This is a genomic window from Pseudarthrobacter leeuwenhoeki (genome assembly GCF_055412885.1).
This window is the reverse complement of the sequence record NZ_JBVAYY010000007.1, coordinates 16,194-40,179: the sequence shown is the minus strand read 5'-3', so window position 1 is coordinate 40,179 and position 23,986 is coordinate 16,194. Positions and strand designations below refer to the sequence as shown.

Genomic DNA, 23,986 nt, shown 5'->3' with positions numbered 1-23,986 from the left:
TTCTTGCGGCAATACCGGCAAGAAACAGCACCCAGGCGTACAGCACGGGAACGCGCACGAAATTGTCCCCGATCTGGCTTGCCGTGTCCGCACGGTCGGCCTCGGCCGCGGATACGGAAAGCAGCCGCTCCGCCTCAACCGTGGCGGGCAGCACGTATTCCGGACGCTCGAACAGTGAGCCCGGCGGCAGCGAGGCAGCCACTGTGCCCACCGGATATCCGTAGAGACCGGCCACGGGGCTGACGCCGGCCAGTATCCCGGCCGCTAGCCCGTCGGGATGCTGACCAGCCCGAGGGCAATGCCGGCACCGACGTCCCGTTTCAGCGAACGCGAGCCGGGAAACCAGAACTTCCGCTTCCGCATCCGCATCATTCCTACCTGGCTGGAACGGCCGACAGCGGATTCGGCGGCGTCTGGAGATCTCCGAACGCGTTGCCGATCATGACCCCGCCGAGAATGAACAGCACAGCAGCAATGATGGCCGCGTAGTACCGCACCAGCCAGGTCTGGAACGGCCTCAGCCAGCTGCGTGTCCTGTCGCCGAAAACCAGATAGGCCGCTACGGGTGTGACGACCGTGACCGTCGCGATCAGCACATATACCCCGGTGGCTGCGGCCATCTGACCCGGAGGAACGCTCGCACTGCCAATGACGACTCCGGCGGTGATGCTGAAGATCACTTCCTTCGGGTGACGGCGGAGATCAGGAATCCGATCCTCAGCGTCCGCTTGGGCGGCATGCTTTCGATGGCCTGCATCCAGCCCGGGGCCTCCGGTTCCGCGCCGGCCTTCGCCCGTGAGCGCAGCTTCAAGATACCCAGGACGATGAACGCCGCACCGAGCACGAGGCGGATAATAGCGCCAATACGCGAACCGCCCTCACCCCTGGTATTGAGTTCGGACAGCACCGCCATCACAACCACCACGGCGAGGACTGCTCCGACGCGGCCCACGGCGAAGAGGATACTCCGGCCCCGCCCATCCGGGGACAGGATCATCAGCACCACCGCGATCAACGGGAGCGGACTCAGGGCGACGCCGATGGCCGGCGGCACCAGTTCCGCAATCAGCTCAAGCACATCACGCCCGCCGGTAGCCGGTCCGCCGTCCCGGCGAGGCGCACCGGCCCTCCGGCGGAAGGTGTCGCTCACGGGGTGACAATCGGGAACGACGGATCGCCCGGCTGCAGTGCGCCGAACAGCGCGTCCAATGCCGCGGCGCCCCCTCAACCATGGCCCCGGCAGCCGCAGCCGCGGCCGGCGAGTCGACGATGAACAACGGCAGGACGGCCCTGGTCAAGGTCACCGTCACGTCGGCATCGGACGCGGCGGGCTTCTGCACGGTGATGAACACGCCGTTGCGCAGCCTGGTCCGGTAGTTACGGTCCAAATCCGTCAAGGTCCAGTCGATGGCGACATCCAGGTCCCAGGCCTTCGGGCCGTTGATTTGGATGGCGATGGCGTCGAAGAACTGCTCAACACTGAGCTGCCGGAGCATGTCCGGCGATGGGACCGTGGGGGTACCGAAGTTCCGGCCGCGCAGTTCGGCCGCGCCGGAGAGGAAGAAGTTGCGCCACGTGCCGTTCTCCGCGCCATAGCCCAACTGGTCCAGGGTATCGGCGAGCAGACCCTTGGCCTCTTCGTTGGCGGTATCGTTCGTTGGCGGTATCGGCGAACACTGCGTGGTCCAGCAACGTGGCCGCCCAGCGGAAGTCACCGCCGTCGAACGCCGTCTGAGCCTGGGCGATGACCGCATCAAGACCGCCCATGGCGGCCACATAGCGCGGGGCCGCCTGCTCCGGCACGTGCTGCCAGAGCCTGGCCGGGTTGCCGTCGAACCAACCCATGTAGCGCTGGTAAATAGCCTTCACGTTGTGACTGACCGACCCGTAGTATCCGCGGGCGCTCCACGCGCTTTCAAGGGAGGGCGGCAGCGTCATCTCTTCGGCAATCTCGGCGCCGTTCAGGCCCGGATTGATCAAGCGCAGCGTCTGGTCATGCAGATACGCATAAAGATCACGCTGGGTGATGAGGAAGTCCACGATCTCGTCCCGGCCCCAGGTGGGCCAATGGTGGGAGCCGAACTCGACATCCGCACGGCCACGGAAAAGCTCGATGGCCTCCGTGAGGTACCGCGCCCCAGATACGCGGGTCGCGCACCAGCGCCCCGCGCAGCGTTAGCAAATTGTGCAAGATGTGGTTGGCGTTTTCAGCCATGCACAGAGCCCGGTAGCGGGGGAAGTAGAAATGCATCTCGGCCGGGGCTTCCGTGCCCGGCGCGAGCTGGAACTCGATCTCCACCCCGTCGACCGTGAGAGTCTGCCCAGTCGAGGTGATGTCAATGGTCGGCACGATCAGCGTGACCTCGCCGGTGGGCAGCGTCTGTCCCAGTCCTGACCCGACCTGGCCCTCCGGCCCACGGTCCAACGCCGCTCCGAACATGTAGGCGGCACGCCGGGCCATGGCTGTTCCCGCGTACACGTTCTCGGCCACCGCGTGCCCGGTGAACCCCTCGGGAGCGATGACAGCGACACGTCCACTGTCGACTTCCTCCTGGGTGGTCACCCCCTTTACCCCGCCAAAGTGGTCCCCATGGCTGTGCGTGTAGATCACCGCACGCACCTCCCGCTCGCCCCGGTGCTGCCGGTACAGCTCGACGGCGGCGCGGGCCGTTTCCCCACAGGTCAGGGGGTCGATGATGATGATGACGCCCGTATCCCCCTCCACGAACGTGACGTTCGAGAGGTCGAACCCACGCACCCGATAGATTCCCTCGACCACCTCGTACAGTCCCTGCATGCTGTTCAGCTGCGACTGACGCCAAAGGCTCGGGTGCACCGTTTCGGGTGCGTCCCCCGACAGGAAGGCGTAACTGTCGTTATCCCACACCACCGTGCCGTCGGCGGCGTGAATAGCGCCGGGCTCGCGTCTTCCCATGAAGCCACGCTGTGTATTCGTGAAATCGCGCCGGTCCCCGAAGGGCATGGAGGACCGCGCCTTTCCGTGGGCTCCTGCGACTGCTGCCGATGCTCCCGAAACGTCCATGCCAGAGGCCTTCCTGCCGACCGGTCCCAAGATGGGGCAACAGTGATCGTCCGCTAATGGTAGAAAATTCTCCTGCCGCGTACATAGGTCCTCATCTGGAGTGCTCGCGGAATGGGGGTGCGTGCCTCATATGATCTGTTACCTGCCGCGCAGCGCGGGGGCTATGCTTTAAGTGGACCGTCGCTTGAGGCGTCCCGGCTCAGCAGGGGGCATACGCCGGGTGATCGTGCCCTCACGCCGTAAGGCCCCAGTGCTCAACCAGCCGTTAAACCCGCTCCCCCTCGATGAACTGACCGCCGTCTTCGCGCGCATCAAAGGCCTGCTCCTGACCGAGGACAAGGTGGAGCATGCCCTGCAGCTCCTCGTTCACGCGGTCCGGGATGCCATTCCAGGATCAGCCGGGGCCGGAATCTCACTGTTCGACGAGCAGGGGCGCGGAAGCAGCACCGCGCCGACAGCACGGCTCGTGGGGCAGGTGGACGCCGCCCAGCACGGCCTGGGCCAGGGCCCCTGCGTCGAGGCCTGGACGGCAGGGACAACGGTCCTGGTCCACGATGCCACCGCGGATGACCGGTGGCCGCTCTGGCGCGAAGCTGTCGCCCCGCTGCCCGTCCGCTCCGTCATCAGCACTCCGCTGGCCGCCGCCGCCGGGCCCATCGGAACGCTGAAGATCTACGCCGCACTGCCAGCGGCCTACACCGCCGCAACGGGGCTGCTTCTTGAGAAATTCGCCGTTCCCGCGGCGACCCTGCTCGCCCATGTCCAAGGCTCCGAGACACCCCGGCAGCTGAGCGGCCCGCTCAAAGGCGCGCTCGCCGGCCGGGACAACACCAATCGCGCGTGCGGGATCCTGATGGAACGCCACGGGCTCTCGGCGGAGCAGGCCCTTCAAGAGTTGCTGCGCCGCGCCCGGGCCGATCGTGCCCCACTGTCCCGGGTGTGCGCGGATCTCATCGATGGCCCGCGGCTGCCTGCCAGCGGCTGAAACCCCCGGGTGCCGGGCGCACGCCCGGCTGGCGTCAGGGCTTTTTGGTCATTTCCCCGCTGACGGTCAGCCTTTCCGCGACGTCGCGAAGCTTGATGTTCAGCTCTGAACTGGCGCGCGAGAGCAGCAGGAACGCCTGCTGGGCGGTGATCTTGTAGCGCTCCATCAGGATTCCCTTGGCCTGACCGATCAGGTCACGCGTGTCCAGCGCCAGGGTGAGCTGGCTGACCTGCTGGCTGCCGGCGACGGCGACGGCGGCGTGGGCAGCCACGAGCGCTCCGATCCGCTCCGATTCGGCGTCGAAGGCGCCCGCTTCCTTCCCGAAGAGATTCAGGGCTCCGAGGTGGTCACCATCCACAAAGAGCTGGAAGGACAGCATGCTCTTCGCTCCGAGTTTGAAGGCTTGCGGCGAGAAATCCGGCCAGCGCTTTTCCGTGCTGAGGTCAGGAACGCTGACAACCCGCGTTTCATAGGAGGCTTCCATGCACGGACCTTGCCCGGTTTCGCTTTGCAGGGCATCCACCCGGCGCGGCAGATCGCTGGAAGCCGCACGCGATTCAATCGTCCGGCGGCCCGTGATCAGGCTGACCGAGGCCTCGGCAGCGTGCGGCACGAGCTCCAACGCCGCGTACACGATACCTGCCATCATGGATTCAGGGTCCACCCTCTTCTGGAGCTCCCGTGCGATGTCGCCCAGTCGGATGGCTAGGGCGTCGGCAGTGATCGGTTCGGTGTCCTGCAGACCTGGCTCCCGTTCGCCGGTTTCCGTTGACTTTGGCCCCATCATGGCGTCCCCTTTTGCCTAGTTGATTCCCGATGCGTCCCTGCTTCGTAATATACCCCTGATAACGCGCCCCGGTACCGGGCCTGAGCCAAATATCTAGCGGGGCGGTAACCCCGTTTACAACGTTGTCGTGTGAGACTTGGGCATCGGACTCAATCGAGACTGGCAACCCAGCTGCACCGCAGACTCCAAGGAACCACGCAGACATGAACAGCCAAGACCACAATGCACCCGGCAGCCCCCAGATTCACGAGGGCAGCGAGGCCCGGCCCGACCTCAGCAGCCTGCACGTCCGCGAGGACGTGGCCATTAGCGGACTCTGCGGCAACGTCCACCTGCCCACCGGCCGGACCTGCGACGTCCCCGAACGCCACGTTGGATCCTGCCGCTTCATCGGTCCCGAGGACGCAGAAAACCTGGCAGTACACTAGTCACCGGGAAATCTGCGGCGGCCGGGGCTGGTTGCCAACCAAGGACCGCGCGTACGCTCGCGGTGTGGACATTGTCGATTTCCTGTCCGAGCGGATCACCGAGGACGAGGCCGTGGCGCGGACCCTCTTGGGCGACCGGACTGTCTCGCAATCCGGGGCCTGGTACGAACAGCGCCTGTTGCTCGAATGCGAGGCCAAGCGGCGCCTGATCCGCATCGTGGAATCCTCCCGGCAGGCGGCCCTCGCATCGCTGGTCAGCGACCCCGTGCAGGACGCCGGCTGGATCCCGCAGTCCCTGGAATGGCTGGAGCAGTCGCTGAACGCCCTGGCCCTGCCCTACTACGACCACCCCGACTTTGATCAGGATTGGCTCCGCACCTAGGGCCGCCCAAGTAATGCCAAAGGGCCCCGTGTGCAAGAGACAGTCGCGGGCCTAAGCTAGGAGCGGGGGCGTTCAGCAGCGTAGACGCTCAAGGGAGACCACTATGTTCAGCCACGTCCGCCGGCCAGGACGATCACGGGAACCAGTGCCTGCAACCGCGGGGGAACGCCGGAATGCCGGGACCGCCGCGCCATCGCCTAAAATCATGTCAAGGTTCCGGCGACTCGTGTGCGGCCTCGCCGCGCTGAGCCTGGCCGTGGCCGGAGGCCTCGTCGCCGCCGTCCCCTCAGCCGGCGCCGAGCAGGAACATCGCTACATCGTGGTGCTGAAGGACGGCATTGTTGACGCCGGCACAGCAGCCGCGGCACAGCAGGGCAGCTACGGCCTTTCCGTTTCCACGGTCTACCGGGCCGCAGTGAACGGGTACGCCGCCTCGATGACGGCGTCCGTCGCGGCCCGCCTCGCTGCTGACCCGGGCGTAGACTTCGTCACCTTGGCCCGGGAATTCGAGAAACCGTTGGACCCCGAGCCGAGCACCCAGGTGGCGCCGCTCTGGTGGCTGAGGATTGGCGGCACTGCCTCTGGTGACACGGAGCCCGAGGGTGACATGCACTCCCCCGGCGTCAACGTGGCCGTGATTGACAGCGGCATCGACGGAAGCCATCCGGACCTCAATGTGCGCGGAGGCATCGACTGCTCCACCGGGTCGCCGGTCAGGGTGGAGCCCACGGATGACGTTGGACACGGGACCTTCGTGGCCGGGGTCATCGGAGCAAAGGACAACAACGAGGGCGTCATTGGGGCGGCACCGGGAACCCCGCTGTGGTCCGTTCGCGTCGTTAACGACGCTGGTGTGATCACGGAGGACATGCTCATCTGCGCCATCGACTGGGTGACGGCAACGCGCAAGGACGAAAACCCGAAGAACGACATTGCGGTGGCCAACATCAGCATCGGCGGGCCGGGCACCGAAACCGCCAACTGCGGCAAGGGCACGGATCCCATGCACTACGCCATTTGTCGCTCGGTCAGGGCCGGAGTCGTGTACGCCGTCGCGGCCGGAAACTCCGGCCAGGACTTTGCCGGCACGGTCCCTGCCACGTATGACGAGGTGCTGACCGCCACGGCGATGGCAGACTTCGACGGCAAGCCTGATGGCCTTGAGGCCCCGGTTTGCGGGGCCGAGGACTGGTCCGGGCGGGGGCAGTTGGATGACCGTCCGGCATTCTTCTCCAACTACGCCAGCGAGTCCGCGGACCAGGCCCATACCATCGCCGGCCCCGGGGTCTGCATGACCTCCACGGCGCCGGGAGGCTATTCCGTGGCACACGGGACCAGCTTCGCCAGCCCTGCCGTCGCCGGCTCCGTTGCACTGTGCATCAGCGAAGGGGAATGTGAGGGTTCAAGCGAGGACGTGATGGCCCAGTTCCTGGACATCACCGCCGCGTACAACAAGAAACACCTCGGCTTCGGCTTCGAGGGCGACCCGCTCCGGCCGATCGATGGACAGTACTTCGGCTATCTGACCCAGATCGCGCGGTACTGAACCGGGGAACAGTCAGGGGCCAAGAGCCAGAAGCCCGCTAGGAACCGGGCCGGATCCGCCGCCACCACCGACGGCGGAACCGGTCCGGTTCCTGTTGGGCTTCCAGCTTCGCGACGGCGGCGGCGCGGGCCGCGCGGCGTTCCCGCCAGCGCCGCACTTCGGACTCGACGTCGCGGGTTTTCGTGACGACCGGAGGCCCGCCCTGCAGTTGCCGCCTGGCATCAATCACGCGGGCGTTGAAATCCTCCAGGAGTTGGCGGACCTGTGTTTCCGCGCGCTGCTCGTCGATCCGGTCATCGAGCCCGGCGTCCTCGGTGCGGAGCAGGATTGCCTTGGGACCCATCCCGGTGATGTTTTCGCGCTGGATCAGGCCTTTCACCCACCAGTCGGGATCGTACTTCTCCCCCAGCCCGGGGATAGGTTTTCCGGCGTATTTGAGGTGGTCGAATTTGCCCTGCGCCATGGCATCGCGGATCAGGTACTCGGCCCTGGCGGCGTCATCGAATTTTGCGCGCAGTTCCCGTTCCTTCTCTTCGGCGGCGGCCAGTTCCTCCTCTTCCTGGACCGTCATTCCGCTAATACGGAGGGAGCGGAGTTCCGCTGCACGCTCCACCCGGCGCCGGAACGACCCGTCTGACCCGCCGCTCATGGCTCCCCGTCCTTACTGGCTGCGCCGAATTGCACCCTGCTTCCAGTATGCGGAGCAAGGTCCCGGCGGCCAAGGACGAAACCCTGGGCGCCGTCGTCCTGAATGGCCACGTGGATCCCGCCGTGCTGAGTCGCCGTCAGGAGGCACCTTCGGGTTGGCTGGCGGGTCCTGGCGGGCGGCCCCCGAACAGGGTTGCTGGCCCCCGGCCGCCCGGCCTCCGGCCTCCAGTACACTCGTGCAATGAGGCTTCTGTACATCACCGAGAGTGCGCCAAATCGGGACCCCGTGTTCGGTGACGGCAGCTCGATGATTCCCTATGAGATTCTGCGGAATCTGCCCGCCGACGTGGACGTGACCCTGCTGACGTACGAGGGCCCGGTCGGGCTTCCGGACGAGGTGCGCAGCCGCTGCGCAGCGGTGCACGTCCTGGCACCCCAGGGCCGCAAGGCGGCGTTCGTGCGGTCCCTCGCGGGCCTGAACGGCGTCGGAAAGCACGAACGTGCCACGGCGGAGGCCGTCTCGACGGCAGCGAGGCTTTCGGCGGACAGTGATGCCACCCTGATCCACGGGCCCCATGCCTTGTTCCTCGCCCGCCACGTGCAGGGGCCGGTTGTCCTGCAGACAGTGGACCCCTGGTCGATCAGAGCCGGGATGGACACCGCCATTGCGCCCCGTTTCCTGCGGCCGGCCTACCGGGCGAGGGAGCGCCAGGCGCTGCGGGCCGAGCGCCGCCTGCCCGCGCGGGCACGCCTCCTCACGGTCGGGTCCCAGGATGCCCGGGAATGGGCTGAACGCCTGGCGCGGCCCGTGCGGAGCATCCCGAACGGAGCTGAACGGGCCGTCCGTCCTGACTCCAGGCAAACCATCCCCGTGGTCTGCTTTGTAGGCAGCCTGAACTACGGGCCCAACATCGACAGCGCGAAGGTCCTGGTCGGGAAGATTGCTCCCCTGGTGTGGGAGCAGGTCCCTGACGCCAGGTTCGTTCTCGCTGGCCGCCGACCCGAGCCTGAGGTCCTCGCCCTCGCCGGCCCCCGGGTGGAGGTGCTCGCCAATGTGCCGTCCGTCCTGGACGTCTTCTCGTCCGCCGATGTGGCAGCCTTTCCTGACGAACACGGCGTCGGCATCCGGAACTCAGTCCGCGAAGCCCTTGCCGCGGGGCTCCCCGTGGTTGCTACGCCGGTGGCCGCCCGTGAACAGGACCCGCATCCCCTGCTTACCGTTTCGAACGACACCGGGAGCTTTGTTGATCACATCGTTCATCGGCTGACCGGTCCGCGACCGCTGGACGCAGCGCGCGGCGCTGGCGCCGACGCCGACGCCGACGCCGTCCGGACCTGGCAGGTGGTCGCCCAGGAGTACCTGGAAGAGCTGCGCCGTGCGATCCAACCCGGCAGCGCCGATCTGCCGCTCGGAAGTTCACCGGCATGACGTACGCTCCCGGGGAACTGGCCCGGACCGGTGTCCGGGGCGCCATCTGGCAGGGGCTGGCGTTTGCCAGCGGGAGAATCATCGTCCTGGTCACGACCATCGTGCTGGCGCGGCTGCTTTCCCCCGAGGAGTACGGCCTGGTGGCGCTGGCCCTGGTTCTCATGGCGTACGCGGAGACTGTTGCCGACGCCGGCGTGGCCCAGGCGCTGGTCTATCTGCCACGCACCGGGGTTATTGCACGATCCGCGCTGCTGATCTCCGTGGCGCTTGGCATGCTCCTGGGCCTGGGCGCCTTCCTTGCTGCACCCCTGATTGCCGAGCTCTTTAACCTTCCCGATGTGGAACCCCTGGTCCAGGTCCTGGGGATCTCGGTGGTGGCCACCTCGTTCGGCGCTGTCCCCGAGGCACTGCTGCGCCGCGACCTGAAATTCAAGAAACTCACGACGGCCCCGGTCATCCGCGCCGCCACGATGGGCACCGTGACCCTGGCCCTTGCTTTTTCCGGCCACGGGGCGTGGTCACTGGCCGTCGGAACCGCTGCCGGGTCCGTGGCGTACGCAGTGACGTGCTGGTTCCTGCTCGGCAGGGGCGGACCGTGGCAAATCTGGCGTGTGCGCAAAGATGCCCTCAAAGCCAACATAAAATATGGCGCGCCCGTAGCCGGCAGCAGCCTCCTGGCCCGGCTGATCTTCGACATCGACTACCTCATCATCGGCCTGTTCCTCGGGGCGCAGGCACTGGGCTATTACACGCTGGCCTTCCGGCTCCCCGAGGTGCTGATCCTCAACGTCTTCTTCGTGCTCTCGACCGTCCTGTTCCCCCTGTACACCCAGGTCCGCGGCGAGCCGGAACGGCTCCGCTCCGGCTACCTGACCAGTGTGCGGATCCAGTCCCTGTACGGCGTCACCACCGGCGTGGGGCTGGCCGTCGTGGCCCCGGTTCTGGTGCCGCTGGTCTTCGGCGAGAAGTGGATGGACGCCGTCGTGCCGCTGGTCTTCCTCGCCCTCTACGCCGCGGCCCGCTCGCTGGGCGCCGGCGCCAACGACGTCTATAAGGCCATCGGCCGTCCGGGCCTGTCCATCGGGGTATCGCTGGTACGGCTCGCCATCCTGCTGCCGGTCCTGCTGTTTGCCACCCAGTGGGGCATCGTGGGCATCGCCTGCGCACAGTTCGTCGTCGCAGTACTGTTCGCCTGCGGCATGCAGCTCGTGGCCGCCAGAGTCATCCAGCTGCGGGCACGCGAACTGCTCCGTGCGGTCGCGCCCGGGCTGGTCTGCGGGGCTGCCGTGGCGGTGACAGGCCTCGGTGTCCTGGCGGCGCCGGTCCTGGGCGGGGTGACCACTTTAGTCCTGGTTGTCCCGACGGCCATTGCGGTCGTCTACACGATTCTTCGCTTCGGGTTCAGGCCCGTGCATGATGAGCTGGTGGGGCTACTCCGGCGCAAGTGAGTCCGGCCGGCGGCCGGTCACGGTCCCTTCCGGGACGGCCACGTCGAACAACCGCAGAGCCAGGGCAAGCCGCGCCAGGACCGCCTTGGCCAGTCCGAAGCGGATTCCCTTATGCAGCGCCAGCGTGTCCTTGACTGCGGTTGCCGACGCCACGGGAACCAGGCGGCCCGGACTGTCCAGGCTCGTCGCGTGCCAGTAGACGCTGACGTCCTCGAACCCGGACCGCCTGAAGGTCCGCTTCCACCCCGCCAGGGTGCGCGGGCCCGAGCGGCGCAGCAGCGAACGTTTCACCTGGGCACACATCCAGCCTCCGGGCTGCACCGCCGCCGTGGCCATTTCAAAAAGCTGGGGTTCGGGCTCCCTGAGCAGCACGACCTCGAATACCTCTGCAGGGGTGTCGCTGCGGCCGGTGCGGCTGCCCGGGTGGATGCCCGCCTGGCCGCCGGGCTGGATGCGAGTTGCGGCGGGGTCCAGGAGACGCAGCGCCGCCAGCAGCTCCGGACCCAACGCGCCGCCGTAGGCCACGTTGCGGGGCTGCAGTACGGGCACCAGAAAGCGCCAGTCGAGCAGCCGCCACAGGTGCAGGGACAGGGCGTCCGCATCCCCTGCGTCCCCCGCGTTGGCCGCTGGGCTGTCCGGAGCGGAAATTTCCGGTTCGCCGGGACACACGCCGCGCCACACCGTCTTCGTGGCCAGCTGCTGGACCAAGTGCTGGGGCTGGGCGGCGTCGAGGACCCGGGATCCCGGCAGCCACTCGGCCAACGTCAGATAGGACTGCCGCCATTTCTCCAAAATTTCCGCCGTGTGTTCACCTTTCCGGGAGAACATCACCTCACCAGGCACATCGAGAACCAGCAGGAGGTCCGGGGCAGCGCCCAGCCACACAGCGAGGGCGTTGGACACGCCGCCGGCGGCTTTGCTGTTTGAGGGATTGTTGTCCCCAGCGGCGGGCAGCAGTGCGTCGTAGGCAACCCGGTCCATCAGCACCACACGGCCCCGGACACGGTGGTACCTGGCGGCCATCCCACCTATGAGGACCCGATACATCTTCTTTGCGGTTCGCCCGCCGGGAACCCGGTGCAGCCAGCCGTCCCAGGGACCCGCGCCCCACATCCCCATGTAGACATAGGCGGTGGGGACGGGGAACTCTGCACGCAGGCCGTGGAGGAGCGTAGTCTTGCCGGCGCCGTCGGGGGCCATAACTCCCACTATCAGGCCCCGGCCCGGGAGCCTGGGGCTGAACTGGCGCAAGGCACGGTTCGCCAGGGCCAGTGACTGGGTGCGCAGGGGCGCCCCGCCTGTCCAGACGGACCGCAGCCGCGTGGCCATGTCGGAGACCTCGGCAAACCTGCGCGAGCGGACCAGGTCCAGCAGCTGCGCGGCGGTGCCGGCCCCGCTGCGCTGGTCCACGTACCCGGCGATGCGGTCCCTTGGCGACGCGCCCGCGGCCGCAGCCAGGGCGGTACATTCCCGCTGCGGCTGGATCTCCCCTTTGTCCAGTACGAGGTGGAGGAGTTGCAGCCAGGCCTGGTCGGCCGGGGCGGGCATCCACAGCCCGCCGTTCCGGACGCGCCGCTCAAGGCAGCCCTGCGCCAGCGGGGTCCGCCACTGCTGGTACGGCCCAAAGGAGATGTCCGAGACGATGTCGAGCTTCAGCCACAGCTCACCGGATTCCGAATAGCCGAAGTAGAAGCGGTGGCTTCCGTGCCCCGCGGCGCGTACCCGGCACAGCCCGATCCCGTTCATCAGCTCGTCCAGGCCCGGCAGCAGCCCGCCCGCCACCAGGATATCCACATCGCCGGCGGGCCGGGCGAGGTCATCCTCACCGCGCAGCAGAACCCAGGGCAGACCCGTCCCGTCAAGGGCGCGGAACGCTTTGGCTACCGTCGGGTGCACGGCCGAATGGCTGGTGTGCGGGCCCGCCGTCATGAGCGCCGCCGTCGAGCGTTTCCGGGAGGCAGTAGTACCGGGATGTCGCTCCGGACTTCGTGAACCATGCGCGTAAGACCTCCTTGGCCGGGTTGGCGGTCGGCTGCCGCGTGAAGCCGCCCGCCGCTCGACCAACCGCTTCCCTCACCGGATGACACCACCGGCAAAGCCGCCGCTGGATCTTTGAAATGAAGCCTACGATCAGCACCAAGGGGTGTCACCAGTAGCGGTTTCTGGCCCCGGCCGCACCGGGCTACTTGTACAGTGCGCTGGTTCCACGTGCGCCTACCCGTTCCCCGCCCCGGAAGTCAGAGCGTCGGCAGCACCTGCTCGCGCACCTGTTTGCGCAGGATCTTGCCGAGCATGGAGCGCGGCATGTCAGGGATCGCAACGATCCGCTTGGGGACCTTGTAGCCGGCCAGGTGCTCGCGGCAGTGCCTGCGGAGGGTGTCCTCGTCCAGCGCGGCGCCCGGTTCCAGTTCGACGGCGGCGATCACCATCTCGCCGCCGCGTTCAAGTGGCTTGCCGACGACGGCGGCGTCCATGACGTCCGGGTGCAGGCGCAGCACCGATTCCACTTCGGTGGGTGCGACGTTGAAACCCCCGGTGATGATGAGCTCCTTGGCCCGGTCAACGATCGTGGTGAAACCGTCCTCGTCCACCGTCACAACGTCGCCGGTGCGCAGCCAGCCGTCGGCGGTGAGGGTCTTCGCGGTTTCCTCCGGGTTGTTCCAGTAGCCCTGGAACACCTGCGGGCCCTTGAGCAGCAACTCCCCCGGCTGGCCCGGTGGCACTTCGACGGCGGGGTCGTCCAGGTCGACGACCTTCATCAGGGTCGAGGGGAACGGCACACCGATCGTGCCGTTGCGGCGCGTGGGGTGGAAGGGGTTGCCCAGCGCGACAGGGGAGGACTCGGTCATGCCGTAGCCTTCCACCAGCAGTCCGCCGGAGACCGATTCCCACAGTTCCACCACGTGGTCCGGCAGGTTCATGGCGCCGGAGATGCAGTATTTGCAGGACCGGAGCGAGATGCCCTTCTCCTTCGCGGCCATCGCTGTGCGCTCATAGATCGGCGGAACCGCGCAGTAGACCGTGGCGGGCGACTTCTTCATGGCGTCCAGCACCAGGTCCGGATCGAACTTGGGGAAAAGCACCAGCAGGCCCTGCTTGCGGATGCCGTAGGTGAGGTAGAGCGTCATGCCGAAGGCATGGAACATGGGCAGGATCGAGTAGAAAATTTCCTTGCGGTACTCGGCCCCCTGCATCCAGGCCTCGCCCTGCAGGGCGTTGGAGTACAGGTTGAAGTGGGTAAGCATGGCGCCTTTGGGACGGCCGGTGGTTCCCGAGGTGTATTGGATCGCGGCGAGGTCAAACACCCCGGGGCGGGGGTGTTCCGGATCGATGCGTCCGTGGCTGAGGAGTTCCTTCCACGGCGTGGTGCCCGGCGCCGGGGCGGTCAGCGCCTCGCGGGACTCACGCAGTTTCTTTCCGGGCAGGCGCAGGGCCAGGCGCTTGACGGCGGGAAACGCCGCCAGGAGGTTAACGGAAACGACATGGTCGATCTCGATGTCCGCCGGGAAGTCACGGACGGCAGCCGCGGCCTTGTCCCAGGTGATGACGACCCTGGCCTGGTGGTCCTCGAACTGGTGGCGGAGTTCCCGGGAGGTGTACAGCGGGTTGTGTTCGACGACGACGGCGCCGAGGCGCAGCACCGCGTAGAACGCCACGACGTGCTGCGGGCAGTTCGGCAGGATCAGCGCCACCCGGTCGCCGGCGCGGACGCCGAGCCGGCGCAGGCCCTCGGCTGCCCGATCGACCTGTTCGCCGAGTTCGGTGTAGCTTGTACGGCGGCCGAAGAACTCCAGCGCGGGGGCTGCACCGGCCTCAGCCACGGACCGCTCGAGCATCGCAACGAGCGACTCCGTAGGCAATTCGATCTCGGCCGGGACACCCGGCTGGTAGTTCTTCACCCAGGGCTGCTGGTCAGTATGCTTCATGCTCACATCTTGCCGTGAAGCACCTCTCCCCAGCGAATTTCCGGCGCTGCCTCCGCCCGTGCAGGCCTAGCTCAGCCCGGAGGCCACAACGTGCCGCCACAGCCAGAAGTCGCGGTCGTCCAGCACGGCGGCCCGCAGCTGCGCTGACCCGGGCCCCGGAACGTCCTCGGCAGCGAGGCGGAAGGCCAGGGTGGCGGCAGAGCGCGCCCAGGTGGCGATCACCACCAGCGGGAGCAACTCCGGGTCGACGTTCCTGAGCACCAGGTGCTCGCGCAGCGTCGCCAGCGCCCACCCGCCGGGCCCAAAGGCCTTGTCGAAGGCCGCCAACTGGGCAACCCGCGAAAACGCCATGTCGGACGATTCGCTGAGGTATTGCAGGTAAAAGACGAGGTCATGGCCGGGCAGGCCGAACAGCGACGACCGTTCCCAGTCCATGACCTGGAGCCGCCCGTCGCTTTGCACAAGAAGGTTGGGGTGGCTCAAGTCCGCGTGTTCGAACACGGCGGGCAGGGTGGTGCTCCGCAGGGGCATCAGCAGCTCGTGGGTGCGCTTGACCAGCGCGGACACCTCGGGGTCCTCGGGCAATAGCGAGGCGAGTGCCTCCAACGGGCGCTCCACCGTCCGCTCGTACCAGCCCCGGTTGTCCGGTCCCGGCCGGGTGCAGGGCAGTGCCGCCAGGAAGTCCACACCGAGAGCGACTGCACCGGCCAGATCCCCAGCGACCCGGTAGGGGTCCAAAGGAACGCCGGTCAAAGCAGTCTCCACCAACACAGTGTGCTCACCGACGTCCAAGGCAGCCACGATGTGGGGGACGCCTTCCACCTGCCCGCCGCTGAGGGTGCTGAGTTGACGGAGCATGTCCGCCTCCCGCCGGACACCTTCGTTGTCTCCCGGGCACCGCGGCACTTTGACGACCAGTTTGGGTTGGCTTGCACCGGCAGGGAAGACCAGTCCCACCACGTGCCGGGAGGTGGTGAATTGCGGCGTCACCAGAACGGTGGTCCACTCCGCTCCCAGCCCGTAGTCCGCCAGATTCCACTCTCCGTAGTGCCCGCAAAGCACCGAGTCGATGAAGTTCACGATTTCCCTCCGGCGTTCAATGCCTGTGACTTGGGCTGGACGGGCGCGGCCGAGGTCGGGGAGGAACCCACCATCTGCCCCCAGACGATCCCGGTGGCAACCTTTCGGATGAGCGGCTGGGGCTGGGCAGCATTAACAACCCAGGCGTTCGGGAGCCGCCTCACCGTCTCCAGCCGGGTCTGTCGCCACTTCTGGAGGACCTCGGGCGAGTATCCGCCGTTCCCGGCGAACAGGACCTCGCCGGGAACGGCGAGTACCAGCAGCACGTCGGCTGCGGGCGTCAGCACGACCGCGAGGGCAGTCTCCGTCCGCCCTCCGTCAGTGGTCCCGGCATAACCCGGCAGGCTAGCGTCGTAGGCGGGCCGGTCCACAATAACCAACCGGCCCCGTCGGTAGTGATAGTTGGCCGCCAACGCGCCGCGGAGTTGCCCGATAACGCGCTGGCCGATCCGTCCACCGGGAATCCGCGTGAGCCAGCCGTCCCATCGCCCGGGTCCCCTCCTACCCAAGGACACGTAGCGGCTGGGAATGGGGAAGCTTTCTCCGAACCGGTGCAGCAGTGTCACATTGACCGCATCTTCCGGGCCCATCACCCCAACCACAAGCCCGCGGCTGAAGCGCCCTGGGACGGTCGGGCTGAGCAGCCGGAGCATCCTGTTTTTCGCCGCGGTCAACCGGGTGCGCAACGGCGCGTTGCGGGTCAGGGCTGACGCCATGCGGTGTGCCGGATCACGGAAATCGTCAACGCTGCCGGAACGGACGAGCTTCAGCAACTGCGCAGCGGTTCCGGGCCCCACCTCCCGGTCGACGTATGCTGCGATCACGTCGTCGGTCGAGGCCAGCGCGCCGGCGACCCGTACGGTTTCCATCCGTCCAGGCCTGACGGCGCCGCCTTTGTCCAGCATGATGTGGAGGAGCTGGAGCCATGCCTGTTCGGTTGTTGCGGGGAGCCAGAGCACGCCGTTGCGGAGGCGCCGCTTGAGGCACCCCCTGGCAAGGAGCGTGTGCCATTGTTGAAACGGACCAAAGGAGATCTCGGAGACGATGTCCAGCTTGAGCCACAGGTCGTCCGTGGTGTCGTAGCTGAAATAGAACCGATGACTTCCGTGCCCAAGGGCCACGACCCGGTGGAACCCTGCATCCGCCAGCAACGCGTCCAGGCGCGGGAGCTGGCCGGCTGCCACGAGAATGTCCACCTCGCCGTCGGGTCGGACCAGGTCCTCCTCGCCACGCAACAGCACCCAGGGAAGCCCCGATCCCTCCAGCGCCCGGAACGCCCTCGCGATCGCCGGGTGAATGTCCGGTTGCTCTCCGTTCCACTCGCCGGGGTCGGGCTGGCCGTTACTTGGGATATCCATCTGTTCCTTACTGCCGTGAGACCGTAAAATCATGCCTGACGAATTGTGCCGGTGATCGGCGAGTGGGTGGGGGCTAGGGCGCGTAGGCATACTGCACGACCCAATCGACTTCCAGATGGCCGGAAGTTTCAGGCGTGGGCGAGGACGAGTCCGCTCCGTCTTTCGTCTCGGCCTGCAGGGTCATCCGCATATTCGTGGTGGGAACACCCTCGGGCATCGTCGTCTCACCAACAAGTTCCCCGTCCCAGAACCATTTGACCTTGCCGGGTGTCCATTCCGTCGTCGCCACATGCCAATCGGTCGCATCGGTCGGCGCGTAGTACCGCGTGGGGGGATCGAACCTGGCCGGTCCTTTGAGCGTGGAGTCCTTGATGGCGGAGACCCCATACATCTTCCCGTTGAGTTCGCCTTCCGGCCAGTCGATCTCGCCCTCGAGCCAATCATCGCTTGCGGGCCAGAGCAGAAAAGCGATTTTGTAGCCCGGCAGCGTATCTGACCGGAACCGGACGGAGTAGCGGCCATAAGTCTGACCGGCATAGCCGAACGGGACGACGCTCGCTACCCGCGGTATTCCACGCTTCATGTGCAGGTGGTAGTCCAGTTTGCCGTCTTTCACGGAGAGCACGGAATCCGGCGTGTAAAGGCCCTCACCGGAAGTGTCCTCAAGTTCGTGATACCCGCGCATATCCGATCCGTAGACCTCGCCCACGCGGCCCAGCCCGGCCGGGGTGGTGAAGTCCTGGGCACCGGTCTGCTTCCAGCCCGGGAGGTCCCCCACCGGCATCTCCGTCGGTGGGCGTCCCCGCGTGAAAAACAAAACCAGCGCGACCAGCAGCGCACCTGCGGCGAACATCGCGACGACTTTGGCCAGGACTGCGCCGCTGCTGCCCAAGCTAAAGGGTCTTTTTGATTTGGTAGATCCGGACGGCCCCATTGTCGAATACATGATCGGCTTTATCCCCTGCGGCTAACTCCCGTTCAAGAGCGGGGAGCATGTTGACATCAAACAGTTTGTCCTCGATCGCATGCTCCAGCTGTGAGTCCGAGAAGACGACGAAGACACGCTCAGCTTTCCAGTTTTTGTTCGCGTAGCGCTCCACGTCCTCCGGCATCACGCTCCCGTTGGACTTTTGGAAGAACTTAGTCAGCGACGTGACCTGGCCCCACTCCAGATAGTTGGGATAGTTCGGGCCGATCAGCAGCGGGAAGAAAGCGTTGGTTTCAAAAATGACGTCTTTCTCCCCTACCCGGGCGTCCAGCCATTGCGCCGCCACCACGTCCTCCTTGGGGACCCGGAACTTCCCCTCGGCCTGGAAGTACACAATCGTGAACAGCATGGCCATGATCGTCAGCGAGGCGGTAGCGCCCATGACACTTTTCGGGGTGCGGACCGGTCCGGACCAGAACAGCCAGGCCACCCCGACGGCCAGCCACGGGAGAGCGAAAAGAAAGATGCGGAACTTGGCCTCCCCGCCATAGGACTGGCCCAGGAGCCAGAATATCGGCGCAACTGCCAGCCAGCCGACGATCAGCGTTTGCCGGACGTTGCCGCGGAGCAGGTTGCGGACGAAGCCGGCCATCCCGAGCAGCCCGACGAAGATCGAGAGGGCATCCGGGGTGCGTGCCATCCAGCTGGCGGCGTCTTTCATGGTGCTCACTTGGGGCGGCTCGTAACTCGCGTTCTTGAAAATGTCGAACCCGTTAAACAGGCCATATTTGTTGTCGACGTAGTCGACGTTCGGTAGAAAGTACGCGACCGCCAGAACCGCGAGCGCGGGGCCGAGCCATTTGGGCCGGAAATAGCCGAAAACAAAAAGCGGGAACAGCGCCAGGATGGCCATGTACGGTGTCAGCTGGTGGCTCGGGACCGTCGCGGCCTGCAGGAAGAGAAGTGCCACTGCCGCCGGCATGACCATAGTGCGGCTGGAGTGGACCGCGTGAGCCTCCGGGGCGGCCGTGAGTCCCCGGTTGAAATGCCCCTGCAGCCCTTCCAACCGGTTCTCCACCCAGATGGCGATTTTGGCGGGTGTGCCGCGGAGGAACGTCAGGGCGACCAGGCACATCGTCAGGTAGAGGGTGTAGGCGAACGCCTGCGGTGAGTAGTAGTTCTGGTTTACCCAGTTGGACAGGGCAAAGACCAGGGTGGCGGTCCAGTAGATCCTCGGGTTGCTGGTGAGGGTCCGCGCGATGGCCAGGATAATCACAACATCCAGCAGGGCGAACCCGAACTCTGCCAGCGCGGCATAATCCACGGCGTTTCGGTAGCCGACGGCCTCGCCCATAAAGGCGCTGACCGAGAAGAAGCCCGGCCACCGCTGGTAGATATCGATCGACGGATCCACCTGGCCCGTGGCACTGATGTAGTTGCTCACCGCGATGTGCTTGTAGGACCAGGGAAGGCGCGGAACACTGACCAGCATGGGTGCCGAGGCGTAGAGCATGGCGACGAGCCCCGTGGTCGAGGCTGCCAGGAAGGCGTTCGACGCCATCTTCCGCGCCGCTACGGCCCGGATGCACAACGCCACGACGACGGCCACGGCGAAGTACCAGATCAGCGGGAACGTTGTCAGCAGTCCACTGTCTCCGACGAGTTCCTCCCCTGTTATTGCCAGGGCCACACCCCACACCACCATCGCGACCCCGAGGAGGGCCCACGGCACGTACGTCCTCGGGCTCCAGCCGCGGAACGCGTCCAGATTCCACAGGGAACGCCAGTCCACCGGGCGCCTGGCGACAGGATGCCCGTCGATTGCATGGCGCCCGGTTCCGGTTCCGGGTCCCGGCGGGAAAACCGCGATCAGGGCCGAGGCCGCAACCAGGATGGCGGCTGTCATGGGCCGGGGATGCCATATGTGAGCCCACACCATAATGAGGGCAAGAATTGTGTAGAGGGCTGCGCTCATCACCACGGTCCAGACCACCCGCGCCACCGGATCAGCGTCGGGAAGCCGCCGCACCAGGACCCACCCGGGCAACACGAAGCACCCCAGGAGCGTGAAGGGCGCGAGCACCGGGCCGCCGAGGTCGAACAGGACAAGGACGGCCAGCACGAGACCGGCCAGAGCCAGTACAAAGTCCAGGGGCCGATCCGCCCTCAACGCCAGAACCGTTGGCTTCGGTGATTCGGGGGTTGGTGTTTCGTCGTGGAGTAGGAGACTCATTTCGCTGAAACTTCCTTGATCGATCATCGGGGACTTCGCGAGTGGGAAGTCAGCGTCCCCTTGTGACGCGTTCCCCCCGGAACTGTATGCTGTCGGCCGTGCCTGAGGAAGACCTTCTATGTCTTTCCCGACCAGCGTTCGAGAAGGTAGTTCAGTGGACCTCGCGCCACTGAGAGAAGTTCAGTCCGCAGAGCCTTTGCGACTCGCGGGTCCCGCGGCACCGGCGCCGCGGCCTCCGCCGCACTTTGCCCCTGTGATTGGTTGCGTGCGTTTCTCAGGAAGTGCAGCGCCCCCTGGGGGCTTCGGGCGATGGCAAGCCGCGCCGTGTGTGGGTCCAGGAGGATCTTTGTCAGCCACGAACCGAGGCCCTTGCCGTATCCGCGGGCCTGAATCATCAGGTCATCCAGCTCTGCCCGGTGGCGGTGCCAGACAATCGCGGAGGGCTGGACGACCAGCGAGTGGCCCTCGAGGATAACCCGGGTAAACATGTCGATGTCCTCGCCTCCGCACGTGCGCGTTCCGACGCCGAGAGCCGGGTCAAAGGCGCCCAGCGCCAAGGCAGCGCGTCGGTCGAGCGCGAAGTTCGCTCCTGTGCCGAAGGCCCCCACGCAGAACGGAAACGTCGGCAGATCGGCCGGAGGATCCGCCATGGAATAGACTTTCGGCGCGACGATCTTGGACCAGTTGACCCTTTCGTCGAAGTAGCCCTGGGCGGGCGAACGCAGCTCTCCGGCCGGCACGAGCCCTGTTACGCACCCAACATCAGGTGCCTGTTCAAAGCCGGCCGCAATCCCCCGCAGCCAGAACTTGTCGACGACGACGTCGTCGTCCGTGAACGCGACGATGTCCCCGCGCGCAAGGCGCAAGCCGGCATTGCGGGCCTTTGACAGCCCCGGCTTGGGCTCCGAGATAAGGGTAAGGCGGGGGTCATGAAACTCCCGAAGGACCATGTCCCGGGTCTCAGCAGTGCTTGCCCCGTTGTCCACGACGATGACGTCGAAGTTCGGGTAGTCGAGGCGCAGGATCGCAGCGATGGCGCCACGCAGCAGCGAAGCGCGGTCACGTGTGCACACGATCACGGTGATCGAGGGCGTCGAGGATGCCTGGGATGCCACGGCCGCCGGCAGGACTGCCGCGGCGGACTCAAGCACGCCACAGTCCAGGACCCCGCCTGGAGCGTCGACGTCGATAAACCCGCGCACGGACGGTCCGCTGCGCACCAGCAGGCGCGCACGGTGATAGCCCATGGAGTCCTGGAGCCTCAGGTGGGTGTAGCCGGCGAGGCAATCGAGATCAACGGCTCCAACCCACAGGGCTCCGGGCCAGTCGGGGATAGCTTCGGTCCCCATCGACGGTGCAATGTCCAGTCCGGCGTCCTCTGTTGCCACCACAAACTCACTTCCAACGTCGATCACGTGGCTTCCCTCCAGGGAGGGCTGCTCTGGGGAACGGGTGCTGAACCGGTCAGGACTGATCCTGAACCTTGGGCGAGCCGGCGTCCGCGGAAGTATCCTGCGGCTGTGAACGCCAGAACAGCCGCGTAGGCCCCGGCCCGGCGCCAGCCCTGCGGCTCGGCACCCCTGCTCCAGTCCGCCAGAGCGGAAAAGAATGCCTGCGGCAAAACCCTGCGCACGTAGCGCCGCTCGGGGCCCAGCGCCCTTTTGTGGCCCACGATGTGGCTGACCTGGGCTTTGGAAATGCCCTCCGACCAGGAACGCTCCAGCATGTAGCGGAACGTTCCCCGCTGGGCTGGGACGTGGTGACGCACCAGGGCTACCGGCTCGTACACGATGCGCGACCCCGGGGAGCTAATCGCGGCCCGGATGCAGATTTCGGTTTCTTCGCATCCCAGCGGCTTCGTTCCCTGGCGGCCGAGGGAGAGGTTAAAGCCACCCACCTGCTGGAGCACTGAAAGCCGGAATGACATGTTCGCGCCAATGACATTGCGCACTTCGGAGGCTACCTTGGGCAAACCGCGGTGGCTGCAGCCGACTATCCAGTCCAGTTCGGGGCCGAAGTAACCGGGCCGGCCGCTTTCCCACACCGGTTCAACCTTGCCGCCGACCCCCAGTACGTCCGAATCGTCGTAGAGGGCCGTCAACTTTTCGAGCCAGTCGGGAGCCGCCACGGCGTCATCGTCCAGAAAAGCCACGATCTCAGAGGTCGCCAGGCCGACGCCTGTGTTTCGCGCCCCGGAGAGCCCCTGAAGCCCGGTGCTTTCCACCAGGGTGACATCCTGCACGGCCGCCACCAGCCGCTTGTACAGGTCCTCGTTGTGGTCAACCACAACGATCAACTGCTTCGGCTGGAACGTCTGGGCGTGGACGGAGTCAATCACGTCCATCAGCAGGTCCCAGCGCTGCTCCGTATAGGAGCAAATGACCACCGAAGCGGAGGGCCGGAAATTGAAGTCGAGCATCTTAGACTCCTTCCGCCACGGTAAGAACGCTTTGCGGATCCGTGGGTGTGCGAGCAAACCGGACATTTGGATAGGTGTACTTCACCCGCCGCAGGGCTTCTGGTCTTGCCCCCGCGGTTGGCGATTCCCACATGGTGCATTCCCGGGCCAGGGTGCGGAGGACCCGCCATCCGTCGCGGAAGGTCTGCAGGTTCGAGACTCCGGAGATGCGGTCGAGTTCGAAGCTCGGCACTTCCGCGATGCGAAGACCTGCGCGGGCGGCCTTGACAATCAGCTCCGTCTCGATCTCGAAACCGTCCGACTCCAGCTCGAGGACCTCGAGGCATTCCCGGCGGAGTGCGATATAGCCATAGCAGAGGTCCGAGTAGTTGCTTCTCAGCACTGTGTTGGCCAACCCAGTCAGCACGCGGTTGCCGGCGTTCCGCAGCCAGGTCAGGTCCTCCGACCCGCCTCCGGTCACGTAGCGCGAACCCTTGACGAAGTCGTAGTCATGCTGAAGGGGCGAAATGAACCAGCCGATTTCCTGCGGATCCATACTCCCGTCCGCGTCCAGCATCACGATGATGTCCCCCGACGCTGCGGCGAAGCCGGCGCGGACAGCGATGCCTTTGCCCTTACGCGGCTCAGCCACCACAACGACGTCGACCCTGAGTGCCCGGGCGACGTCGATGGTGTGGTCGTGCGAGCGTCCGTCCACGATGACAACTTCATCAACGTAGGAAGGCATCCGCCGGAGAACCCAGGGCAAATTCATTTCTTCATTAAGCGTTGGAATGACGACGCTCACCGTAGCCCGCTGCGAAGCGGATATGTGCTCAGACGGCGAATTAGGGACTAAATTTGGAATAGACAATAGCCTCACCACTTCATGACATTTTCGGTCGCCGACGTTGCCATCGGCGAATGAGAACCTAGAGGACGAATTCAGAGAGATCCGTCAAAATTATGCTCAACCCCATACCCCAGCTACCACGAAGCGGTGGCCATACCCAAAGCGTAAAGTTCACCCAAAGTTGTGTCACGAGTGGCCAGTACTTGGTTCGCTGTTCCACTCCCTGCAGGATCCCCGAGCCTCTACTTGGGTCTTCGGGGCGGCCTACCCGGGAACCACGAGCCATCCTTGAATGGTCTACTCGGTCAGCGGCCAGGGGGCCAATGTTCTTTGAGTTTCAGAGCTTTTGTACCGATACTGGAACGGTGCGCCGACGGGATGGAATGGTCTAGGGCCGGCGTTGCTCCACAGCCGCAGGGGACGATGCCGCGGTGGCTGCGGATTCAGGGGGAAACGGGATCCTGGGTGCAGTCCAGCTTGACACCCAGGGTGCATATCGCGGATTCCATGACAG

The 23,986-nt window shown here is 65.9% G+C and carries 21 protein-coding genes and 2 pseudogenes; 6 read left to right on the top strand and 17 right to left on the bottom strand.

Annotation, left to right across the window (positions count from 1 at the left end; genetic code table 11):
* Positions 1-374: 374 nt before the first annotated feature.
* From ACZYX4_RS07500 to ACZYX4_RS07475, 6 genes and pseudogenes are all read right to left on the bottom strand, one after another.
* Positions 375-680, bottom strand: coding sequence for a GAP family protein (locus ACZYX4_RS07500; protein ID WP_463874867.1), 306 nt, complete (start codon positions 678-680; stop codon positions 375-377).
* Positions 677-1,078, bottom strand: coding sequence for a GAP family protein (locus ACZYX4_RS07495; RefSeq protein WP_463874866.1), 402 nt, complete (start codon positions 1,076-1,078; stop codon positions 677-679). Before ACZYX4_RS07495 ends, ACZYX4_RS07500 begins: the two co-directional genes overlap by 4 nt.
* Before the next feature lies 1 nt (position 1,079).
* Positions 1,080-1,496, bottom strand: a complete 417-nt coding sequence (locus ACZYX4_RS07490; RefSeq protein WP_463875069.1) for an alkyl sulfatase C-terminal domain-containing protein — start codon at positions 1,494-1,496, stop codon at positions 1,080-1,082.
* A gap of 96 nt (positions 1,497-1,592) precedes the next feature.
* Positions 1,593-1,754: pseudogene (locus ACZYX4_RS07485) on the bottom strand (hypothetical protein); the annotation flags it as partial.
* Positions 1,732-1,938 (bottom strand): annotated as a pseudogene (locus ACZYX4_RS07480) (alkyl sulfatase dimerization domain-containing protein); the annotation flags it as partial. The pseudogenes ACZYX4_RS07485 and ACZYX4_RS07480, both read right to left, overlap by 23 nt.
* 76 nt (positions 1,939-2,014) lie before the next feature.
* Positions 2,015-2,983, bottom strand: a complete 969-nt coding sequence (locus ACZYX4_RS07475; RefSeq protein WP_463874865.1) for an MBL fold metallo-hydrolase — start codon at positions 2,981-2,983, stop codon at positions 2,015-2,017.
* 310 nt (positions 2,984-3,293) lie between these two features.
* Between ACZYX4_RS07475 and ACZYX4_RS07470 the strand changes: the two genes are divergently transcribed.
* Entirely contained in the window at positions 3,294-4,028 is a 735-nt protein-coding gene (locus ACZYX4_RS07470) for a GAF and ANTAR domain-containing protein (RefSeq protein WP_463874864.1), read from the top strand.
* A 34-nt stretch (positions 4,029-4,062) separates the two neighbouring features.
* Here the strand turns inward: ACZYX4_RS07470 and ACZYX4_RS07465 are convergent, their stop codons facing one another.
* Positions 4,063-4,815, bottom strand: coding sequence for a GAF and ANTAR domain-containing protein (locus tag ACZYX4_RS07465; protein WP_463874863.1), 753 nt, complete (start codon positions 4,813-4,815; stop codon positions 4,063-4,065).
* A gap of 203 nt (positions 4,816-5,018) precedes the next feature.
* Between ACZYX4_RS07465 and ACZYX4_RS07460 the strand changes: the two genes are divergently transcribed.
* From ACZYX4_RS07460 to ACZYX4_RS07450, 3 genes are all read left to right on the top strand, one after another.
* Positions 5,019-5,243, top strand: coding sequence for a hypothetical protein (locus tag ACZYX4_RS07460; RefSeq protein WP_463874862.1), 225 nt, complete (start codon positions 5,019-5,021; stop codon positions 5,241-5,243).
* A 64-nt stretch (positions 5,244-5,307) separates the two neighbouring features.
* The gene (locus ACZYX4_RS07455; protein WP_463874861.1) at positions 5,308-5,625 is read left to right on the top strand and encodes a DUF6221 family protein; all 318 of its coding nucleotides are present in this window, start codon (positions 5,308-5,310) and stop codon (positions 5,623-5,625) included.
* Between the two features lie 205 nt (positions 5,626-5,830).
* Positions 5,831-7,171 (top strand): S8 family peptidase, encoded by a 1,341-nt coding sequence (locus tag ACZYX4_RS07450; protein WP_463874860.1) that lies wholly within the window; start codon positions 5,831-5,833, stop codon positions 7,169-7,171.
* A gap of 37 nt (positions 7,172-7,208) precedes the next feature.
* Here ACZYX4_RS07450 and ACZYX4_RS07445 read toward each other — a convergent pair whose 3' ends face one another.
* Positions 7,209-7,820, bottom strand: coding sequence for a DnaJ family domain-containing protein (locus ACZYX4_RS07445; RefSeq protein WP_463874859.1), 612 nt, complete (start codon positions 7,818-7,820; stop codon positions 7,209-7,211).
* 240 nt (positions 7,821-8,060) lie between these two features.
* Here ACZYX4_RS07445 and ACZYX4_RS07440 point away from each other — a divergent pair, with 240 nt between their 5' ends.
* Both ACZYX4_RS07440 and ACZYX4_RS07435 read left to right on the top strand, forming a co-directional pair.
* Entirely contained in the window at positions 8,061-9,248 is a 1,188-nt protein-coding gene (locus ACZYX4_RS07440; RefSeq protein ID WP_463874858.1) for a glycosyltransferase, read from the top strand.
* Positions 9,245-10,696 carry a lipopolysaccharide biosynthesis protein gene (locus ACZYX4_RS07435; protein WP_463874857.1) on the top strand — a complete coding sequence of 484 codons (1,452 nt, stop codon included), beginning with the start codon at positions 9,245-9,247 and terminating at the stop codon, positions 10,694-10,696. Before ACZYX4_RS07440 ends, ACZYX4_RS07435 begins: the two co-directional genes overlap by 4 nt.
* Here the strand turns inward: ACZYX4_RS07435 and ACZYX4_RS07430 are convergent.
* The 9 genes from ACZYX4_RS07430 to ACZYX4_RS07390 all read right to left on the bottom strand — a co-directional run bounded on the left by ACZYX4_RS07430 (position 10,679) and on the right by ACZYX4_RS07390 (position 23,427).
* Entirely contained in the window at positions 10,679-12,625 is a 1,947-nt protein-coding gene (locus ACZYX4_RS07430; protein ID WP_463874856.1) for a nucleoside/nucleotide kinase family protein, read from the bottom strand. The two genes, ACZYX4_RS07435 and ACZYX4_RS07430, sit on opposite strands and share 18 nt — an antisense overlap.
* Positions 12,626-12,933: 308 nt before the next feature.
* On the bottom strand, positions 12,934-14,622 hold the full coding sequence (locus ACZYX4_RS07425) for a long-chain-fatty-acid--CoA ligase (protein ID WP_463874855.1): 1,689 nt from the start codon (positions 14,620-14,622) through the stop codon (positions 12,934-12,936).
* A gap of 66 nt (positions 14,623-14,688) precedes the next feature.
* Entirely contained in the window at positions 14,689-15,702 is a 1,014-nt protein-coding gene (locus ACZYX4_RS07420; protein ID WP_463874854.1) for an aminoglycoside phosphotransferase family protein, read from the bottom strand.
* Positions 15,699-17,060, bottom strand: a complete 1,362-nt coding sequence (locus ACZYX4_RS07415; RefSeq protein ID WP_463874853.1) for a hypothetical protein — start codon at positions 17,058-17,060, stop codon at positions 15,699-15,701. Before ACZYX4_RS07415 ends, ACZYX4_RS07420 begins: the two co-directional genes overlap by 4 nt.
* Before the next feature lie 73 nt (positions 17,061-17,133).
* Entirely contained in the window at positions 17,134-17,952 is an 819-nt protein-coding gene (locus tag ACZYX4_RS07410) for a glycoside hydrolase family 16 protein (RefSeq protein ID WP_463874852.1), read from the bottom strand.
* 1 nt (position 17,953) lies between these two features.
* Positions 17,954-20,221 carry a hypothetical protein gene (locus tag ACZYX4_RS07405; protein WP_463874851.1) on the bottom strand — a complete coding sequence of 756 codons (2,268 nt, stop codon included), beginning with the start codon at positions 20,219-20,221 and terminating at the stop codon, positions 17,954-17,956.
* Positions 20,222-20,337: 116 nt separating this feature from the next.
* Positions 20,338-21,636 carry a glycosyltransferase family 2 protein gene (locus ACZYX4_RS07400; protein WP_463874850.1) on the bottom strand — a complete coding sequence of 433 codons (1,299 nt, stop codon included), beginning with the start codon at positions 21,634-21,636 and terminating at the stop codon, positions 20,338-20,340.
* Complete coding sequence (locus tag ACZYX4_RS07395) at positions 21,633-22,640, bottom strand: glycosyltransferase family 2 protein (RefSeq protein WP_463874849.1); 1,008 nt, start codon at positions 22,638-22,640, stop codon at positions 21,633-21,635. The genes ACZYX4_RS07400 and ACZYX4_RS07395 overlap by 4 nt, the downstream gene beginning before the upstream one ends.
* Position 22,641: 1 nt before the next feature.
* Positions 22,642-23,427 carry a glycosyltransferase family 2 protein gene (locus tag ACZYX4_RS07390; RefSeq protein WP_463874848.1) on the bottom strand — a complete coding sequence of 262 codons (786 nt, stop codon included), beginning with the start codon at positions 23,425-23,427 and terminating at the stop codon, positions 22,642-22,644.
* Positions 23,428-23,986 lie beyond the last annotated feature (559 nt).

What these genes read in the sequence shown, in the direction of transcription:
- ACZYX4_RS07490 (WP_463875069.1), bottom strand. Translation starts at nt 1,496, where the DNA reads ATGCTCCGGCAGCTCAGTGTTGAGCAGTTCTTCGACGCCATCGCCATC.
- ACZYX4_RS07475 (WP_463874865.1), bottom strand. Translation starts at nt 2,983, where the DNA reads ATGCCCTTCGGGGACCGGCGCGATTTCACGAATACACAGCGTGGCTTC.
- ACZYX4_RS07465 (WP_463874863.1), bottom strand. Translation starts at nt 4,815, where the DNA reads ATGATGGGGCCAAAGTCAACGGAAACCGGCGAACGGGAGCCAGGTCTG.
- ACZYX4_RS07460 (WP_463874862.1), top strand. Translation starts at nt 5,019, where the DNA reads ATGAACAGCCAAGACCACAATGCACCCGGCAGCCCCCAGATTCACGAG.
- ACZYX4_RS07450 (WP_463874860.1), top strand. Translation starts at nt 5,831, where the DNA reads ATGTCAAGGTTCCGGCGACTCGTGTGCGGCCTCGCCGCGCTGAGCCTG.
- ACZYX4_RS07445 (WP_463874859.1), bottom strand. Translation starts at nt 7,820, where the DNA reads ATGAGCGGCGGGTCAGACGGGTCGTTCCGGCGCCGGGTGGAGCGTGCA.
- ACZYX4_RS07440 (WP_463874858.1), top strand. Translation starts at nt 8,061, where the DNA reads ATGAGGCTTCTGTACATCACCGAGAGTGCGCCAAATCGGGACCCCGTG.
- ACZYX4_RS07435 (WP_463874857.1), top strand. Translation starts at nt 9,245, where the DNA reads ATGACGTACGCTCCCGGGGAACTGGCCCGGACCGGTGTCCGGGGCGCC.
- ACZYX4_RS07430 (WP_463874856.1), bottom strand. Translation starts at nt 12,625, where the DNA reads ATGACGGCGGGCCCGCACACCAGCCATTCGGCCGTGCACCCGACGGTA.
- ACZYX4_RS07425 (WP_463874855.1), bottom strand. Translation starts at nt 14,622, where the DNA reads ATGAAGCATACTGACCAGCAGCCCTGGGTGAAGAACTACCAGCCGGGT.
- ACZYX4_RS07415 (WP_463874853.1), bottom strand. Translation starts at nt 17,060, where the DNA reads ATGGATATCCCAAGTAACGGCCAGCCCGACCCCGGCGAGTGGAACGGA.
- ACZYX4_RS07405 (WP_463874851.1), bottom strand. Translation starts at nt 20,221, where the DNA reads ATGAGTCTCCTACTCCACGACGAAACACCAACCCCCGAATCACCGAAG.
- ACZYX4_RS07395 (WP_463874849.1), bottom strand. Translation starts at nt 22,640, where the DNA reads ATGCTCGACTTCAATTTCCGGCCCTCCGCTTCGGTGGTCATTTGCTCC.